Consider the following 14,475-nt stretch of genomic DNA (forward strand, 5'->3'; position numbering starts at 1 on the left):
TGATCGGCGCCGGGGCGGTTTCGCCGCTGCCCTGGCCCCGGTGCCGGCGGCACTCACCAGAACTCGGTTGTCACCGGCCCTGCTCAACCACGAACTCGGCCAACTTGTGCAGATCGCTGCGCGCGGCAGCGGAAATGGCTGCGCCGTGAAGCGCAGTGAGGGCGGCGGTGGCCTCGCGCCACGCCTGATCGCCAGCCCAGGCTCGGCCCCCGGCCGCCTCGACGAGGTCGGCGATGCGCTGCACGTCGGTGGCCGAGTGCGGGGAGCGCCGACGGTAGAACTCCGAGACGGCCCGAGCGGTGAACGGATCGCCCATCGCGGCCCGGACGACCGGAAGGGTCCGCTTGCCCGCACGCAGATCGGCGCCGGCTGGCTTACCCGTCACCTGCACATCTCCCCAAATGCCCAGTACGTCATCGACAAGTTGGACCGCGACGCCGAGGTGACCGCCGAAGGACGCCATCTTTTCGACCAGCTGAGGCGGACCGCCGCCGGCCAACGTGCCGAGGGCGCCCGAACAGGAGAGCAACGCTCCGGTCTTGTCCGCCGCGATTCCCAGGCACTCGTCCAGATCGAGGCTCTCGCGCTGTTCGATATCGAGTTCGGCAGCGTGTCCCGCGGTCAGCCGGCGGACGGCACCCCCGAGCCGCTGGACCGCCGCGGTCCCGCGGTCCGCGGGGGCGACAATCTCCGCGGCCAGAGCCAGCAACGCGTCTCCCGCGAGAAGAGCGCGTCCCACTCCGAAGACCGCCCACGAGGTGGGCCGGCCGTGTCGTTGCGGGTTTCCCTCCATCACGTCGTCGTGGATGAGGGAGAAGTTGTGGACGAACTCGACCGCGACCCCGGCCGGCACGCCGGAGCTGTACCGGCCGCCTGCCGCCCTCGCCGCCAGCAGCGCCAGCCAGGCCGGCAACTCCTTGCCGCCGGGAAGTGCGGGTGAGCCGTCGGCGTTCCAGAACCCGAGTTGGTAACCCGCCACGAGCCGGTTCATCCGGTCGAGCCGGTCCAGCGCGGCGCGCATCGCCGGCTGCACGTGACAACGCAGCTCCGGCATGCTCAAGGTGGACGCCGGCGTCATGGTGGCACAACCTCTCATCATCGAACCTGAAGGTGCCGGATCGAGAACGGGATGCCGGGGCGCCGCAGACTCCCATCGGTGAGCCGGGCGCATCGGATCCGGAGCCGGAGTGGGCGGCAGCTTCCTGTCGGCGTCAAGGAAGCCGCCGCCCGGGGGGCTTCTCGGCCCACCCGTCCGCCGTGTTCCAGGCACCCCCTGCCGGGAACCGCGGCGCGCTTTCCGGTCGAACGGTGCCTCCCCCGCAAGGGATGTCTGCGACTCGCTCGCCGGGAGCGGGCGTGACCTACCCGAACCAGGGCCGTTTACTCCCTTCATCTCCGATTCGGCCGATCGGTGGGCGGCGCCGTCCGCACGTAGCGGCGACGCGCCCCGGAGGTCGTGGTCCCCTCGCTGCTCCGGCCGATGCCTGCTGGGGCGGGCCGGCTGCGGGCGGCTCGAAGGGTGACGATCCGCCTCAGTCCGCAGGAGGCCGCGCAGCTTGGTCAGCGCGGCCCGCAACAATCGCGAGGTGTGCATCTGAGAGACACCGATCCGCTCGGCGATCTCCGCCTGAGTGTGGTTTCCGTAGTAATAGAGGCAGATGATGTGTCGCTCGCGCTCGGTCAGCTCGGCCAGGGCCTCGCCCAGATCCAGGTGGTTGTCGACCTTCTCGTAGCCGTCGTCTTCGCCGCCGATGACGTCGCCCAACTGCAGTTCGCCGTCCATGAGCAGCGGTGTCGACAGCGGCGCTGCCCGGCGGCCTCGTGCCGCTTGCAGCCCATCCAGGACATCGTCGTCCGCGATGTCGAGATCCGCCGCGATGTCGGCGATCGTCGGCGGGCGTCCCAGCGACTGCGCGAGGCGGCTGCGGGCCTCCTCCACGATCAGGTACAGGTCATGCATCCGCCGAGGCACGCGGACCGCCCACCCGTGGTCCCGGAAGTAACGCTTCAGCTCCCCGGAAATCTTGCCGACGGCGTAGGCAGCGAAATCATCACCGACCGCGGGGTCGAACCGGTCGATGGTCTTGATCAAGGCAAGTGCGGCCGTCTGCCGGAGATCGTCGGCCTGTCCCGGGTCGCGGGAGTACCGCCGCGCTATTCGCTCGGCCAGGGGGAGCCACGCCACGATTGCTTGCTGCCTCACAGCGACCCGCCGCGGGTGACTGCAGGGAAGGCCGCACAGCTCACCGATCAACTCGGCGGCGGCTCGGGTCTTCGACGCAGTTTGCGGTGCGCCGGGCCGGTAACGCTGATTCCACATTATTGTGCCTCCCCTGAGGACCGCGCGCTTACCCCATTGCCACGGTTCAAACCATCAATTTCTCGAGGCGGGAATTTTCGGGAGTAAAGCCGGAACGGCGTCCGAGGACCCAGCCGGCGCATCTCACGCTGCGTCACAGCGAAGGGGTGCTCAGAGCGGATGAAGAGCGGGTACGCGCGCGGCGACCAGGGACAGCGGGGATCGATATGCCCGGCTTCTCATGACGGGAAAACCTCCAAAGCACCGTTATCCCGGATTTATTGGAGTCGCTTCCGCCGGCCTGTCCGCGCTCCCGCCGCGCAGTCCGAAGGGCTCTGCAAAGAGCGCCTGTTCGCGTGTTTGAAACGACGGGCGATGGTATTCAGTGGCGCCGATCAACACGATTCCGATCACTCTGGGTAACTTCGTAGGGTCAAAAAATAGGGGCCATTGATGACACGAATTGACGAACAGGGAAGATTCCCGCAACGACTCGGTGACCTCGATTCCGTCGCGCGGGCATATGCCGACGGTTTCGCCGGGGCGTCCTCACGTCAGCGTGTCCGTATGCGTGAGGCGCTGACCCGACACTGCCTGCCCTTTGCCGGCCGGATCGCACGGCGGTATCGGGGCCGGGGCGAGCCCCTGGACGACCTGGTGCAGGTCGCCCGGCTCGGCCTGGTGAAGGCGATCGCCCGATACGACCCCGCCCGCGGCTCCTTCACGGCCTACGCGCTCACCACGATGGACGGCGAAATCAAACGGCACTTCCGCGATGCCACCTGGGGGGTGCACGTCTCTCGGGGCGTCCAGAATCTCGGCCTGCAGGTACGTCTCGTGTCGGCGGATCTGAGCGCGCAGCTGCGGCGGAGCGTCACCGTCGCGGAGATCGCCGACCAGATCGGCGTGGCACCGGGAGCGGTCGCAGAAGCCCTCGAGTCGATCGCGAACTACTCGCCGGCGTCACTCGATGCGCCGGCGCCGGGTAAGGAAACAGGCATCCCCATCGGAGAATCGCTCGGTGAGCATGACGGACAGCTGGACCTGGTGGCTGACAAGATCACCCTTGCTGCGCTGCTCGACCACCTCCCCGCCCGGGAACGTCACATTCTGACCCTCCGGTTCTTCGGCAATCTGACCCAGGCCCAGATCGCGACCGAACTCGGGATCTCCCAGATGCACGTGTCGCGACTGCTGAACCGTGCCCTCGGGTGGATGCGTGAGGCCATGCTCGGCGACGTGACACCGCCCCGCTCCTTCGCCGTGGGAATCAGCCGGTTCGAGATGCGGGCTCGTTCCGTGGACGACACCCATACCGTGGAGGTGCGCGGCGAAGTGGACCGCGACACCGCAGGGCGGCTCCGCTTCAACCTGACCCATGCGATCGAGACTGTACGGCCGAAGAAGATCCTGGTAATCCTGGCCGAGGTCCCGGTCATCGATGCGGCCGGCGTCGCCGCGCTGGCTGATGTCGCCTCAGCTGCCAGCTCGGCCGGCATCATCCTGGAACTGACTCGCGCAAATCCCCTCGTGCGTCAGGTGCTGGCGGTGACCGGGCTCAAACACCTTTTCCGTACGGCGGTGTAAACGTCAGAGTTTCGGCCGCCGCCCGGAGGATCAGGTCTCACCCGTCGCACCGCACGCGAGCAGGTGAGCGCCCGATCAGCGGAAGTCTCCGACGGCGACCGCCGCGCCGAAGCCGTTTCCCGATCGCGGACGCGGGTACGGCTCCCGGAAGCGACGGCAGACAGGAGGGGACATGCCGGGCCTTCGTCGTGGATCTCGGCGGCTGGCACGCCGCGGCCAACCCGCTGCACGTCCCGCTGTCCGGCCTACCGGCCCTCGGGTGGTGGCCCGCAGCTACGACCGGACGGCGCTGCCGGCCAACCGGGTCCGCTCGGCGACCAACTGGCTGTTCACCGCCGCCGGCTCCCGTCCCGCCGTGCACCTCGGCCCTGGTGCCCGGCCCGGCGGTGCCGCTGGGCACCGACGCCCCCGAACTGGTCCACCCGTCCCGCTGAGGAGCTCGCCTTGCGTGCGTTGACCGTCCAACCGATGGCTAAGAATTCGGCCGAGGTCCGAGACGTTCCCGTCCCGCAGGCCGGCCCCGCGGAGATGCTCGTTGAGGGTCTCGCCTTGGGCATCTGCGGCACCGATCGGGAGATTGTGGCAGGGGAGTACGGCTGGGCGCCGCCCGGCCGGGATCGGCTGGTGCTGGGTCATGAGTCGCTGGGCCGGGTGCGGACCGCCCCGGCGGGCTCCGGGTTCTCGCCCGGTGACCTGGTTGTAGGCGTGGTGCGCCGGCCCGACCCGGTGCCCTGCGGCGCATGCGCGCACGGCGAGTTCGACATGTGCCGCAACGGCCAGTACGTCGAGCGGGGCATCAAAGAGGTCGACGGGTACGGGAGCCAGCTGTGGACGGTCGAGACCGATTACGCGGTGAAGCTAGCCCCCCGGCTGGAGCACGTGGGCGTGCTCATGGAGCCGACGACCGTGGTCGCCAAGGCGTGGGAGCAGGTCGAGAAGATCGGCGCTCGCGCGTGGTTCGAGCCGAAGCGGGTCCTGGTGACCGGTGCGGGACCGATCGGGCTGCTCGCGGCACTGCTCGGCGTGCAGCGGGGCCTGGACGTACATGTGCTGGACATCGCCACCGACGGGCCGAAGCCGGAGGCCGTCAAGGCCCTCGGCGCGCAGTACCACTCGTCGGGTGTGGATGACGTAACGGCGCGGGCCGAGCCGGATGTCATCATCGAGGCCACCGGGGTGTCCCGTGTGGTCTTCGAGGCGATGGCGGGTACCGCGTCGTACGGGATCGTCTGCCTGACCGGCGTCTCGCCGGTCGGCCGGAAGATCGCGGTGGACGTCGGCGCCGCGAACCGGGACATGGTCCTGGAAAACGACGTCGTCGTGGGTTCGGTCAACGCCAACCTGGGTCATTACGCCGCGGCGGCCGATGCCCTGGCGAAGGCCGACGTGGACTGGCTGTCCCGGCTGGTCACCCGGCGGGTTCCGCTCGAGGGTTTCACCGAGGCCCTGGCCGCCCGTACCGACGACATCAAGGTCGTCGTCGACCTGACGGCGTGACGGGCATGCCGGGACACATCGAGGACTACGCGCTCATCGGCGACCTGGAATCGGCCGCCCTCGTCGGCCGCGACGGCGCCATCGACTGGCTCTGCCTGCCTCGCTTCGACTCGCCCGCCTTCTTCGCGGCCCTGCTGGGCGAAGAGTCCGCCGGGCACTGGCGGATCGCTCCCGCCGGCGCGAGCGCCGCCACCACCCGGCGTTACCGGGGCGAAACGCTGGTGCTGGAGACCAAGTGGCAGACCTCTGAAGGTGCGGTGCGGGTCGTCGACTTCATGCCGCCGCGCGGAGAAGCCGCCGACGTCGTCCGCCTCGTCGAGGGACTGTCCGGTACCGTGCCGATGCGCATGGACCTGGTTCTGCGTTTCGACTACGGCCACGTCGTGCCCTGGGTCCGCCGGCAGGAACCGGACCTGGCCGCCATCGCCGGTCCCGACGCGGTCTGGCTGCGCACCGACATCCCGCTGCACGGCCACGATCACACCACGGTCGCGGACTTCACCGTACGCGCGGGGGCGCGGGTGCCGTTCGTCCTGACCTATCAGGCGTCACACCTACCCCGGCCGCGCCCGGTTGACCCCGTCGAGGCGCTGGCCACCACCGACCGGTACTGGCGGGACTGGATCGCGCGCTGCGACTACGACGGCCGGTGGCCCGAGGCGGTCCGTCGCTCGCTGATTCTGCTCAAGGCGCTGACGTACGCTCCGACGGGCGGCATTCTCGCCGCCGCCACCACCTCACTTCCCGAACAGCTCGGCGGTCCCCGCAACTGGGACTACCGCTACTGCTGGCTGCGGGACGCCACGTTCGCGCTGCAGGCGCTGCTGGGCACCGGATATGTCGCCGAGGCGAAGGCATGGCGGGAGTGGCTGCTGCGGGCGGTCGCCGGCGACCCGGCCGATCTGCAGATCATGTACGGGCTGGACGGCACCCGTCGCCTGCACGAATACACCCTCGACTGGCTGGGCGGCTTTCGTGGCTCCGCCCCGGTCCGGGTCGGCAACGCTACCGCCGGGCAACTCCAACTGGACGTCTGGGGCGAGGTTCTGGACGGCCTCCATCTGACCCGCGAGGCCGGCGTCGCCGCCAGCGATGCCGGCTGGGATCTGCAACGCGCGCTGCTCGACTTTCTCGAGGGCAACTGGCGCCGGACCGACAACAGCCTCTGGGAGGTACGCGGCGACCGGCGGCAATTCGTGCACTCCAAGGTCATGGCGTGGGCGGGTTTCGACCGGGCGGTCCGCGCAGTCGAGAACCACGGGCTGCACGGACCGGCGGACCACTGGCGCCGCATCCGCGACGACATCCACGCCGAGGTCTGCAACAAGGGATTCGACGCGGATCGCCATACCTTCACCCAGTCGTACGGTTCCGCTGCCCTGGACGCGGCGCTGCTGCTCATCCCGCGCGTAGGCTTCCTCCCCGCGACGGACTCCCGCGTGATCGGCACGGTCGAGGCGGTGCAGCGCGAGTTGTGCCCGGACGGCTTCGTACTCCGCTACCGGCCCGAACACGACAACGTCGACGGCCTGCCCGGCACGGAGGGCGCGTTCCTCGCCTGCAGCTTCTGGCTGGTCGACGCCCTGCACTCGGTCGGCCGCCGGGACGAGGCCGAGCGCATGTTCGAGCGTCTGCTCGCCCTGCGCAACGACGTCGGCATGCTCTCCGAGGAGTACGACCCGTCGTCGGGGCGGCAGCTCGGCAACACTCCGCAGGCGTTCAGCCTCGTCGGACTGGTCAACTCGGCGCGGCTGCTCAGCGGCGCGTCGACCCGGACGTCAGCCGATCCCGACGGCCAACGGACCCGCCCGAGGACGCGGTGACGGCCAGACCTGTACGGACTCTCGGAGGTCCGCAGCGCGGCTCACGAAAGTGCGGAACATCGTCCAAGCCGGCGGCGGCCAGTGTCCTGCGCTCAGCGCGCAGGCCGGATCGGACTCACGGGCTGGAAGCACGAGCCTGGAGGAGAGGTAGCAGCAACGCCACCGCGCGGTCGAACGCCGGCGTGTGCGCGGCGCAATCGTCGGCGGTGATGCTCCAGGACGGCGTTCTGATCAGGTATCTGAACCCGTCGGCGCAGCGCACCGCCGTCGCGACGGTGCCCGGCTTCGGCGGGGCAGCTTCGGTGAGTGCCCGCTTCAGGGTGGCGAGGCGGCCGGTATCGAGGACTTTCGGCTTGCCGGTCACGCCGTCGTTCGTGACGGTGACCTGGCCGTCGTCGGTGATGTGGAGGTGCGCGTCCAGCCCGGCGAGACCTCCGGTGCGGGCGAAGTCGAGGGGGAGGACGTCACCTGCCGACGGCCGGGAGGCGCCGGGCGTGCCGGCGGAGGCATTGGGGCCGGTGCCGGCGTCCGGCCGGGCGCATCCGGACATCGCGCCGAGGACGACCACGGCGGCGAGGACTGCTGTGTGAGTTTTGCGCATGCCGATGGGACGGGGGCGTCGGAGTGCGGGTTCCCTGGGGCGCGCTCCCCGGATCTCGTTACGGTCCTTGATCGCGTCCTTGGTCTCGTCGGTGGCGTCGTCAGCCTCGGCGGCTCCGGTGCCGATGGCGAGCAGTCGCGGGCAGAAAGATCAGACGTGACCTGCGGGCCATCCGGCACCGAAGCCGAGGCGCGGGCGAATCCGTCGGGTCATTCCAGCGTCACGCCCCAGGTGGTGGTCACCGACGCGCCCGGTTCCAGGCGGATGACGTGGTCGCCGCTTTGGAACCCGTTCGGCGGGCACGTCATCGGTTCGGTGCCCAGTCCCCGGCGGCGGCGTCCCGCGGCCAGGGCGTCGGCGGTGTACAGCTCGAGGACCGGGTAGCTGTCGTCGACCCAAAGGGACACGGTGCGGCCGTCGTTACCGGTGAGGCGAACCCAGGCGCGGCCGTCCGGGCCCCGAGTCAGGCCGGTGAACGCATCGTCGAGGTGCTGATCGCCCAGGATCCGCGGCGTCCGGAAGTCGAACGCCGTGGCCGCCACCTTCTCGGTGCCGGTCGGCAACTGGCGTACAGGATCAGTGAGGATCCGGGTATCGGCTGACATCTGAACGGTGCAGGTATCGATCGAACCCCGGCCGGGCGAGAGGTACGGGTGCTGTCCGGCTCCGTACGGGCACGCGTCGTCACCGACATTGCTCGCGGTCGTTGTCACGGTCAGGCCGTCCTCGCCCAGGCGATAGTCGATCCGGACGTCGATTGCGAACGGATATCCCGGCATCGGGAACAGCGTCGCGGACATCACGACCCGGGAATCGGTGTACTCGACCGGCTCCCATGGCCGCCACCGCATCAGACCGTGGATGGCGTTGTTCTTCTCCGGCTCGCTCAAGGCCACCTGGTGGTCGACGCCGTCGAACCGGTACCGGCCGTCGCCGAGACGGTTCGGCCACGGGATCAACGGGGCACCGTGCGCCGCGTCGCAGATCGCCTCGACCGGGTAGCTCTGCAGCACCTCCCGATCCCCGACATGGTAACTGCGGAGCCCGCCTCCGACCTCCACCACCGTCGCGCGGTGCAGGCCCGCGGCAATCTCGAACTGACGTCCTGACGGCGCCAAAGTCATACGAGTCCCCTCCGCTGTCGTGATTTCGTGCGCGTTCCGGGATCCCGGGCCATGCCAGGGGCGATACGTCATACCCGTACCGGTCAATTCGACGTGACCGCCGTGGACGCTCCGACCCGTTCCGCCGGCTGGGAGCGGCGGACGTCACATAGAATCCCCGGGTCACCGCCTACCCGCCCGTGGAAGGGCGAAACGTCCGCCGCCGACGCCATGGCCGTTCCAGGCCGATGCCTCAGGCGACCGAGACACAGCTTGACCACGGAGATCCTCCCGAACTGCCCGGTTGTCACCGCTGCCGTCCCTTCGCCGGCTGCCTACCCGATGCCGTCGCCGTCAATCGGCCTCGGCGGCTCGAGCAGCTGGCCCACATCGTCCGGCATCTGAGTGACTGCCGCTCACCGGCAGCGCGGCCGGCCACAAGCGACGGTGCGGGTCGCCTGGCAGAGGGTCCATGGTCAGCACCTCACTCTCCCCGCGCGCCAACACCTCGGGCCCGCGGGGATCGTCAGCGGGTTGCCGTCGCCGGCGGACAGCGCTTCGGTGCTGTATGTCCATCGGTACGAGCTAGTCCAACCTGAGCGCGGGTCCGCGCGGTCGTTCGCCGAGCGCGACCTCGACGCCGCCCGGACCGTCCGCTGCCCCGAGGGCGTCCCTCGCGTGCTGCCGCTCGGCGACCCACCAAGTCTGTCGGCGCCCTCTCCGAGCCGGAGGGCCGCCGGGTCATCGCCGCCCTGGACCTCGCCGAGAAGAACATGGACTGAGTGGTGGCCGCGTTGAAGCGGATCGTCGAGGTCACGCAGGGTGGTGGCGAGATCAACATCGTGGTCGCGGGCGTGAACGTGGGCGCGCAGTCGTCCTGGAACGCCGAGGCCAGATGGTGCTTCGAGCCGGTCGCGGGTCTACGAGGCACCGCGCCGTTTCGCGCGGTACATCGCGGCGTCGGCCTGGGCGACGAGCGAGCTCGCGTCAGCGGCCGGATCGGCCGACCAGGCGACACCGACGCTGATGGCCGGTCGGATCACGGTGTCGCGGAGCTTCACCGGTCGACGCACCTTCTGCGCGAGACGTTGACCAAGCCGGTCGGCCTGCTCCGCTGACGGTACCCCGCGCGCGATGACCAGAAATTCGTCGCCGCCGAGCCGTCCGACGTCGGCGTCACGGCTGCCGTCGCGTAGCCGTTCGCCGACGGCGACCAGAAGATGATCGCCGGCGGCGTGGCCGTGCGTGTCGTTGATCTGCTTGAAGCGATCCAGATCGAAGAACAGGACCGCTACCCCAGCGGCGTCGGTGCAACCAGCCACAGCAGTCGTCAGAACGTCGAGGATGGCGGCTCGGTTCAAACATGCGGTCAGACCGTCCTGGACGGCTCGGCGAATGATCTCAGCCCGTTGCCGCGCGTCATCCGTAATGTCTGTCACGCAGAGCAGAGCGCCCGTTGTGCCGTAGCCGGAACGGCCGACCAGGGCGCTCAGGATGATGGCACACCGGCGTACCCCGCGGTGCGGATGGCTCAGCGACAGCTCGATCTCGCTGTCGTCCCCGGCCAGGACTGACTTCACCGCGGCATCCAGGACCGGCAGGTCAGTGGCCACAATGAGACCGAACCGATCGTCGAGATGGTCGCCGTTGGCCTGGCCGCAGACGTCGTCGAGCTTGCCATTGCTGAAAACGATCGCCCGGTCGCTGTCGATCTGCGCAATCCCGAACGGCAGTGCCTCGGCGAGGTGGCGCAGCAGCTGACTACTGACCGTCGTTCGGTCGTCGGCCGGCCGGTCGATCAGAGTCAGCTCGGTTTCCACCGAGGCCTCGTCGCCGGTATCCACGGTGTTGATCGCCTCGACCCAGAGCCATCGACCGGAAGCGGTGCGGTGTCGCACCTGAATCGTGTACGGCTTCTGCGGGTCGCCGAGCATCCGGACCCAGGACGAGAATGCTTGCTCATGGTCGTCGGCATGAATGAAGTCGGTCGACCGGTGGCCCACCATGTCCTCACGGGCGAAGCCGAGCACCTGGAGTACGAGGTCATCAACCTCGAGGATCACTCCGGTGAGGTTCTTCCGCATACGACCGGGCACGACACTCACGTCTTCCTGTTCGGCTGTCGGCGGGCCGACCTGAGCAAGCCCGATGACACCGGGGGAGGACGGGCCAAGGACGGTCAGGAACTCGATGTGTGGGTGCGGGCATCCGAGCCCGGAGGCTCGCGGGCATTCACCCGTTTCTGCGGGCAACTATTGGGCACAGCATTCTGTCGTGGAGAGCGGGCAACTGATCGCGGGACGGTATCGGCTGCGTGAGCGGCTGGGTTACGGTGGAATGTCGGTGGTCTGGCGCGCTGACGACGACGTGCTGGGTCGTGAGGTGGCGATCAAGGTGCTCTCGGCGGCCCTCGCCGGTGATCCCGAGCTGCGCCGGCAGATCCGCGCCGAGGCCCGCACGGCCGCCGGCTTGCGGCATGCCAATGTGGTCGCCGTCTACGACTACGGCGAGTTCATCGACGCCGGTCGCACGCTGTCGTACGTCGTGATGGAACTTGTCGACGGGCGCTCGCTGGCCGACCTGCTCACCGCGGGCGCACTGCCGTGGCGGCTGGCGGTGGTAGTCGGCGCACAGGTCGGTGCCGCCCTCGCGGCCGCGCACGGCGCCGGGATCGTGCATCGTGACATCAAGCCGGCCAACGTCATGGTGACCGCGACCGGTGTCAAGCTTGTCGACTTCGGCATATCGGCGGCTGTCGGCGAGGTCGACGGCCGCGACGGTCTGCTGCTCGGGACCCCCGCCTACCTCGCGCCGGAACGGATCGCGGGAGCGCCGGTGCGCCCGGCCACCGACGTCTACGCCGTCGGCCTGTTGCTCTACCGCTCGCTGTGCGGGCAGATGCCGTGGAACGCATCGACGGTCACCCAGATGGTGAAGGCTCACGTGTACGCGAGCCCGGCACCGATGCCGGTAGTGCCCGGCCTGCCGTCCGAAGTGAGCACGCTGGTCGCGCGTTGCCTGGCGAAAAACCCCGGCGAGCGGCCCACTTCGAGCGAGGTGGCGCGGACGCTCGGCGAGATCGCCGGTCTGCCGCCGGCGGCGCTGCTGCGCACGGCGGCCGAACCGACCGCATCCCTCGCCCGGGCCACCGGCCGCCGACCCCGCCGGGCACTGGCCGTGGCCGGCGCGTCGGCCGTGCTGCTGGCGCTCGGCGGCGGCTGGTGGGCCCTGGCCGACACGCCCACAGCCCGGTCAGCGGCGGCGGCCGCGCCGGTGTGCACCGCCGGCGTCTGCCCGGCCACACCCGGACCATCGAGCTCAGCGCCGCCGACCACTGTGCCGCCGCGGGGCACGGGCACCGTACGGTCCACGCCGAGCCTGACCGTCGCCGAGCCGGCGGTGAACCGCCGTGCAGGCAGTGAGACCGTCGCGGCGCACGCGCCGAAGGGGAAATCCGAAGCGGGCGGCAAAGGGAAGTCGAAAGGTCCGAAAGCCAAAAAACCCAAGCCACCGAAGCCCAAGAAAAAATGAACGGTCACCACCTCGCAGTACACGGACTACAGGCTGGCCCGTAGGCGTAGGCCCGCGATCTTGCGCAGCAGGTCGTCGGCGGTGAAGGGTTTTTCGATGAAGGCGATGTCGCCGTCGATGACATGGGTGCTGCCGAGCAGCCCGTTGCTGTACCCCGACATGTAGATCACGGGCAGGTCGGGCCGCTTGCCGGTCAACAGCTCGGCCAGGCGGGTTCCGGAGATCTCGGGCATGATCACGTCGGTCAGCAGCACGTCACAACCGTGCTCATCGAACAGGCTCAGGGCGTCGGTGCCGTTGGTGGCGGTCAGCACCTTGTAGCCATTGTTGTTCAGGATGCGGGTGATGACTCGGGCCAGGGCGATTTCGTCCTCGACGACCAGGATCGTGCGACCGTCGCCGCGTGGTGGTGGCGGTGCGGTGGCAGTGCTCGTCGCGCCGGCGGCCGAGGTGACCAGCGGTAGGTAGATCCGGAAGGTCGTGCCGATCCCGGCTTCGGAGTACACGTTGACGCCGCCGCCCGCTTCGGTGACGATGCCGTACACCGTGGCGAGTCCGAGTCCGGTGCCGCTTCCGCGCGGCTTGGTCGTATAGAACGGCTCGAAGATGTGCGCGACGGTCTCCGCCGACATGCCCTCGCCGGTGTCGCTGACCAGCAGCCGGGCGTAGACGCCGGCCGGCAGCGGCGGCTGCATGTTGAGTTCGTTGCCGTCCAGGGAGGCGGTGTTGGCCTCCAGGACGAGGATCCCGCCGTCGGGCATGGCGTCGCGGGCGTTGACCGCCAGATTCAACAGGACCTGGTGAATCTGGCCGGGGTCGGCGTGCACCGTGAGCGGCTGCGCGGCCGGGACGGTGACGAGGTTGATGTGCTCGCCGATGGTCCGGCCCAGCATCGCCTGTACGTCGGCCAGCGACGCGTTGAGGTCGACATCCTGCGGCTGGATGGCGTCGCCCCGGGTGAACGTCAGCAGTTGCCGGGTCAGGTTGGTCGCCCGTTCCACTGCCGTGCGGACCTGATGCAGGTCCGCCTGCACCTGCGGCTTGTCCGCGGTCTCCTCGATCACGAAGTCGGTGTAGTTGCCGATGATGGCCATGATGTTGTTGAAGTCGTGCGCGACACCGCCGGCCAAGTTGCCCAGACTCTCCATGCGTTGCGCCCGTTCGCTTCGTTCCGCGATGGCGCGTTGCCGCTCGGCGGCTTCCTTTTCCGCGGTGATGTCGCGCGCGATCACCGAGATGCCGATTGCCGTCCCGGCCTGATCCAGGATCGAGGTGAGCGTCAAGGAAAGGTCGACCGGTGTGCCGTCCTTGCGCAGCCGCCGGGCTTCATATGACATCGCCCGCGTGCCCTGCCGGATCTGGGCGAGCATGTCGGTTTGCTGGTCGGCGCCGATCGGTTCGGCCAGCATCGACGCCCGCCGGCCGAGGACCTCTTCGGCCCGATACCCGAACATCCGCTCGGCGCCGGCGTTCCAGGCCGTGATGTCGCCGTCCGGGGTCAGGCCGACGATCGCCTCGTCGGTGTGCTCGACCACGATGGCCAGGGTGGCCCGCTGGGCTTCGGCGACGTCCTGGGCGGCCCGTTCTCGCGCGGCGGCCTGGTCCAGCCGGTGCTGCCCCCACGGATCGACGTAGATGGCGCCCTCACCGAGCAGGACGCCGTAGCCGCGCCGCAGGCTCCAGTAGTAGACGCCGACGCTGGCGGTAAGCAGGTCCCACAATGCCGAGGTCCATGAGTAGCCCATCCCGCCGCCATGCATCCCGGGCATGTTTTCGGCCTGGGTGAAGCTTCGGTACGCCGTCAGCGCGTGCAGTCCGTGCCCGACCGCGCAACTGAAGAAGATCATCGACGTGGCCATGGCCAGCTTGTTCGTGCGCAGCTGTCCGGCTCGCGCGACCGGTACGGCGATCGCTGTCGTGATCGCCGCGTAGGCCACCATGATGACGAGATTTGCCAGCAGGAAGATCTGGTCCGGCACATCTATCAGATCGGACACCGATGCGCGGATCTGAGCGGAGGCCTGGATGCGGCGT

9 protein-coding genes and 1 pseudogene are annotated in these 14,475 nt (G+C 69.2%); 4 read left to right on the forward strand and 6 right to left on the reverse strand.

What is annotated here, in order from left to right:
* Positions 1–70: 70 nt before the first annotated feature.
* Together AB0M88_RS14365 and AB0M88_RS14370 are read right to left on the reverse strand one after the other, a co-directional pair.
* Positions 71–1,078, reverse strand: a complete 1,008-nt coding sequence (locus AB0M88_RS14365) for a polyprenyl synthetase family protein (protein WP_364100826.1) — start codon at positions 1,076–1,078, stop codon at positions 71–73.
* A gap of 528 nt (positions 1,079–1,606) precedes the next feature.
* A pseudogene (locus AB0M88_RS14370) lies at positions 1,607–2,320 on the reverse strand (sigma-70 family RNA polymerase sigma factor); the annotation flags it as partial.
* Between the two features lie 546 nt (positions 2,321–2,866).
* Here AB0M88_RS14370 and AB0M88_RS14375 point away from each other — a divergent pair.
* The 3 genes from AB0M88_RS14375 to AB0M88_RS14385 all read left to right on the forward strand — a co-directional run bounded on the left by AB0M88_RS14375 (position 2,867) and on the right by AB0M88_RS14385 (position 7,206).
* Positions 2,867–3,886 carry a SigB/SigF/SigG family RNA polymerase sigma factor gene (locus AB0M88_RS14375; protein ID WP_364100738.1) on the forward strand — a complete coding sequence of 340 codons (1,020 nt, stop codon included), beginning with the start codon at positions 2,867–2,869 and terminating at the stop codon, positions 3,884–3,886.
* 444 nt (positions 3,887–4,330) lie between these two features.
* Positions 4,331–5,383, forward strand: coding sequence for a glucose 1-dehydrogenase (locus AB0M88_RS14380; protein WP_364100741.1), 1,053 nt, complete (start codon positions 4,331–4,333; stop codon positions 5,381–5,383).
* Positions 5,384–5,388: 5 nt separating this feature from the next.
* Complete coding sequence (locus tag AB0M88_RS14385; protein ID WP_364100744.1) at positions 5,389–7,206, forward strand: glycoside hydrolase family 15 protein; 1,818 nt, start codon at positions 5,389–5,391, stop codon at positions 7,204–7,206.
* A gap of 115 nt (positions 7,207–7,321) precedes the next feature.
* Here the strand turns inward: AB0M88_RS14385 and AB0M88_RS14390 are convergent, their stop codons facing one another.
* From AB0M88_RS14390 to AB0M88_RS14400, 3 genes are all read right to left on the reverse strand, one after another.
* Positions 7,322–7,807 carry a hypothetical protein gene (locus AB0M88_RS14390; RefSeq protein WP_364100746.1) on the reverse strand — a complete coding sequence of 162 codons (486 nt, stop codon included), beginning with the start codon at positions 7,805–7,807 and terminating at the stop codon, positions 7,322–7,324.
* A 209-nt stretch (positions 7,808–8,016) separates the two neighbouring features.
* Entirely contained in the window at positions 8,017–9,003 is a 987-nt protein-coding gene (locus tag AB0M88_RS14395) for an aldose 1-epimerase family protein (protein ID WP_364100749.1), read from the reverse strand.
* An 827-nt stretch (positions 9,004–9,830) separates the two neighbouring features.
* Positions 9,831–10,973: a diguanylate cyclase gene (locus tag AB0M88_RS14400; protein ID WP_364100752.1), complete on the reverse strand. Its 1,143-nt coding sequence runs from the start codon at positions 10,971–10,973 to the stop codon at positions 9,831–9,833.
* 211 nt (positions 10,974–11,184) lie between these two features.
* Between AB0M88_RS14400 and AB0M88_RS14405 the strand changes: the two genes are divergently transcribed.
* A complete protein-coding gene (locus AB0M88_RS14405; RefSeq protein ID WP_364100755.1) occupies positions 11,185–12,441 on the forward strand; it encodes a protein kinase in 1,257 nt (418 codons plus the stop codon).
* 26 nt (positions 12,442–12,467) lie between these two features.
* Here AB0M88_RS14405 and AB0M88_RS14410 read toward each other — a convergent pair whose 3' ends face one another.
* A complete protein-coding gene (locus tag AB0M88_RS14410; protein WP_364100758.1) occupies positions 12,468–14,438 on the reverse strand; it encodes a PAS domain S-box protein in 1,971 nt (656 codons plus the stop codon).
* Positions 14,439–14,475 lie beyond the last annotated feature (37 nt).

It is taken from the genome of Actinoplanes sp. NPDC051411, assembly GCF_040682075.1.
Lineage (GTDB): Bacteria > Actinomycetota > Actinomycetes > Mycobacteriales > Micromonosporaceae > Actinoplanes.